2 protein-coding genes and 1 pseudogene are annotated in these 3,142 nt (G+C 61.5%); all 3 read left to right on the plus strand.

All coding sequences use genetic code 11. The features are described from left to right. Positions 1-577: pseudogene (locus Q1V60_RS10355) on the plus strand (arabinose ABC transporter substrate-binding protein); the annotation flags it as partial. Further along, the gene (gene araG / locus Q1V60_RS10360; RefSeq protein WP_300629989.1) at positions 574-2,076 is read left to right on the plus strand and encodes an L-arabinose ABC transporter ATP-binding protein AraG; all 1,503 of its coding nucleotides are present in this window, start codon (positions 574-576) and stop codon (positions 2,074-2,076) included. The pseudogene Q1V60_RS10355 and the gene araG, both read left to right, overlap by 4 nt. A gap of 9 nt (positions 2,077-2,085) precedes the next feature. Then, the gene (gene araH / locus Q1V60_RS10365) at positions 2,086-3,054 is read left to right on the plus strand and encodes an L-arabinose ABC transporter permease AraH (protein ID WP_300629991.1); all 969 of its coding nucleotides are present in this window, start codon (positions 2,086-2,088) and stop codon (positions 3,052-3,054) included. The last annotated feature ends 88 nt before the right edge of the window (positions 3,055-3,142 follow it).

A 3,142-nucleotide genomic window follows, 5' to 3' on the forward strand; every position in this document is an offset into this window, starting at 1 on the left:
CCAGAAGCAGGGCGCCGCCATGGCCGCCGAAGCGAAAAAACGCGGCTGGGACTGGAAGGACACCTATGCGGTGATCAACACCTTCAATGAACTCGACACCGGCAAGAAACGCACCGACGGCTCGATCAAATCCCTGGAAGAAGCCGGCATCCCCAAAGACCACATCCTCACCGCCGCGCTTAAAACCCTCGACGTGCCAGGCAGCATGGACGCCACCAACTCGGCCCTGGTCAAACTGCCCAGCGGCGCGAAAAACCTGATCATCGGCGGCATGAACGACAACACCGTGCTCGGCGGCGTACGCGCTACCGAAAGTGCCGGTTTTGCCGCGGCCAACGTGATCGGTATCGGCATCAATGGCACTGACGCCATCGGCGAATTGAAGAAAGCCAACAGCGGCTTCTTCGGCTCGATGCTGCCCAGCCCGCATATCGAGGGCTACAACACCGCGCTGATGATGTACGAGTGGGTCACCAAGGGCACTGAGCCGCCGAAGTACACCGCCATGGACGAAGTGACCCTGATCACCCGCGCCAACTTCCAGGAAGAACTGACCAAAATCGGGCTCTGGAAATGACCGCTGCGGCCCTTCGTTTTGACGGTATCGGCAAAACCTTCCCTGGGGTCAAGGCGCTGGATGGCATCAGCTTCACCGCCCACCCCGGGCAAGTGCATGCGTTGATGGGCGAGAACGGTGCGGGTAAATCGACACTGCTGAAGATCCTCGGCGGCGCCTATATTCCCAGCACCGGCACCGTGCAGATCGGCGAGCGGGTCATGGCCTTCAAATGCGCCGCCGACAGCATTGCCAGTGGCGTCGCGGTGATCCACCAGGAGTTGCACCTGGTGCCGGAAATGACCGTCGCCGAGAACCTGTTCCTCGGGCATTTACCGTCGCGTTTCGGCGTGGTCAACCGGGGTTTGCTGCGCCAGCAAGCCCTGGCGTGCCTCAAGGGCCTGGCCGATGAAATCGACCCCCAGGAAAAGCTCGGGCGCCTGTCCCTGGGCCAGCGCCAATTGGTGGAAATCGCCAAGGCGCTGTCCCGTGGTGCTCATGTAATCGCCTTCGACGAACCGACCAGCAGCCTCTCGGCGCGCGAGATTGATCGCTTGATGGCGATCATCACGCGTCTGCGCGATGAGGGCAAAGTGGTGCTCTACGTGTCCCACCGCATGGAGGAGGTGTTCCGTATCTGCAATGCGGTGACGGTGTTCAAGGACGGCCGCTTTGTGCGCACCTTCGAGGACATGAGCGCGCTGAACCATGACCAACTGGTGACCTGCATGGTCGGCCGCGATATCCAGGACATCTACGATTACCGGCCGCGTGAGCATGGCGAAGTGGCGCTCGACGTCCAAGGCCTGCTCGGTCCCGGCCTGCGCGAGCCGATCAGTTTCAACGTACGCAAAGGCGAAATCCTCGGCCTGTTCGGGTTGGTGGGGGCAGGGCGCACAGAATTGTTCCGGCTGCTCAGCGGCCTGGAGCGTGCCAGTGCCGGCAGCCTGGCGTTGTGCGGTGAGCCGCTGCAATTGCGCTCACCGCGCGATGCCATCGCCGCCGGTGTGTTGCTGTGCCCCGAGGACCGCAAGAAGGAGGGCATCATTCCGCTGTCCAGCGTCGCCGAGAACATCAACATCAGTGCCCGTGGCGCGCATTCGGCGTTCGGCTGGCTGTTGCGCGACGGCTGGGAAAAGGGCAACGCCGACAACCAGATCAAGGCGATGAAGGTCAAGACCCCGAACGCTGCGCAGAAGATCATGTACTTGTCCGGCGGTAACCAACAAAAGGCCATTCTGGGCCGCTGGCTGTCGATGCCGATGAAAGTGCTGCTGCTGGACGAACCGACCCGTGGCATCGATATCGGCGCCAAGGCCGAGATCTACCAGATCATCCATAACCTCGCGGCGCAAGGCATCGCGGTGATCGTGGTGTCCAGCGACCTGATGGAAGTCATGGGCATTTCCGACCGCATCCTGGTGCTGTGCGAAGGCGCCATGCGCGGCGAACAACTGCGCGAACACGCGACTGAATCCAACCTGCTGCAGCTGGCCTTGCCGCGCGGCCTGGCGAACTGAGAGACGACCATGACCATTCAAAACAACGCGTTGCCCTCGGCACGCAAACCCCTCGATATGCGCGCACTGCTCGACAACTGGGCGATGCTGCTGGCGGCGGTGGGCATCTTTGTGCTGTGTGCCTTGCTGATCGACAACTTCCTCTCGCCGCTGAACATGCGCGGGCTGGGCCTGGCGATTTCCACTGTGGGTATTGCCGCGTGCACCATGCTGTTTTGCCTGGCATCGGGGCATTTCGACTTGTCGGTGGGCTCGGTGATTGCCTGCGCCGGCGTGGTGGCGGCGATTGTGATGCGCGACACCGACAGCGTAATGCTGGGCATCGGCGCCGCATTGTTGATGGGCCTGATGGTGGGTTTGATCAACGGCATCGTGATCGCCAAGCTGCGGGTCAACGCATTGATCACCACGTTGGCGACGATGCAGATCGTGCGTGGCCTGGCCTATATCTTTGCCGACGGCAAAGCGGTGGGCGTGTCCCAGGATCAGTTCTTCGTGTTCGGCAACGGCCAGTTGTTCGGCGTGCCGGTGCCGATTCTGATCACCATCGTGTGCTTCCTGTTTTTCGGCTGGTTGCTCAACTACACCACCTACGGGCGCAACACCATGGCCATCGGCGGCAACCCGGAAGCGGCGCTGCTGGCCGGGGTCAACGTTGATCGCACCAAGATCATCATCTTTGCCGTGCACGGCCTGATCGGCGCGTTGGCCGGGGTGATCCTGGCCTCGCGCATGACCTCCGGCCAACCGATGATCGGCCAGGGCTTTGAACTCACGGTGATCTCGGCGTGCGTGTTGGGCGGGGTGTCGTTGAGTGGCGGTATCGGCATGATTCGCCACGTGATTGCCGGGGTGTTGATTCTGGCGATCATCGAGAACGCGATGAACCTGAAGAACATCGACACGTTTTATCAGTACGTGATTCGCGGCTCCATCCTGCTGCTGGCGGTGGTGATCGACCGCATGAAGCAGCGCTGATCCAAGCCCCTGTGAGACACCTGAATGTGGGAGCGGGCTTGCTCGCGAATGCGATGTATCAGACAGCAAGTCTGTTTCTGACATACCG

It is taken from the genome of Pseudomonas sp. (assembly GCF_030147005.1).
GTDB lineage: Bacteria > Pseudomonadota > Gammaproteobacteria > Pseudomonadales > Pseudomonadaceae > Aquipseudomonas.